Consider the following 503-nt stretch of genomic DNA (forward strand, 5'->3'; position numbering starts at 1 on the left):
CCGCCTTCAAGGTGATCCTCAAGAAATCGGAGAAGTTCATCACCGGCCCGCTCGATCACTTCCGCAAGGACTTCTGGGACTCCAAGACCTTCCGCGACTTCGTGATCAAGCAGCTCGGCCAGACGGACGCCAAGAAGGAAGCCAAGGCCCAGGGCATCAAGGACGACAAGGCCCTGTTCGAGATCTTCATCCTCACCAACAGCGACCGCAAAGACGAGGCGGTAAAACTGGCCAAGGCCTTGGCCAAAAAAGAAAAACTCGGCAAGGAAAAGGAAGAAAGCCTGATCCGCCAGATCACCAAGGGCCGCATGTAAGCTGCCGTTGCGCCCCCGCCGCGCGCCGCCTTTGGCCGCCCTTCATCGCGATCTGACATACTGGCCACGTCGCGACATCGGCGGCGGGGTGACGCCCGCCGCCAGCAGGAGAACAGGCCCCCAGAGACCACCCTCACCCGGGTGCAGGGGATCCGGCCAGACGCGGAAACCCCGCGCCACCTCTCCGCC

General features: G+C 62.6%; 1 protein-coding gene. It reads left to right on the forward strand.

All coding sequences use genetic code 11. The annotated features are described in order from the left end of the window. Nucleotides 1-314 (forward strand): hypothetical protein (locus tag HCZ87_RS20790; protein ID WP_167647027.1); only part of this gene is annotated, 314 nt, incomplete at its 5' end. Nucleotides 315-503: the final 189 nt, after the last annotated feature.

Source organism: Phaeobacter sp. HF9A (assembly GCF_011806385.1).
In the GTDB taxonomy this organism is placed as follows: Bacteria; Pseudomonadota; Alphaproteobacteria; order Rhodobacterales; family Rhodobacteraceae; genus Epibacterium.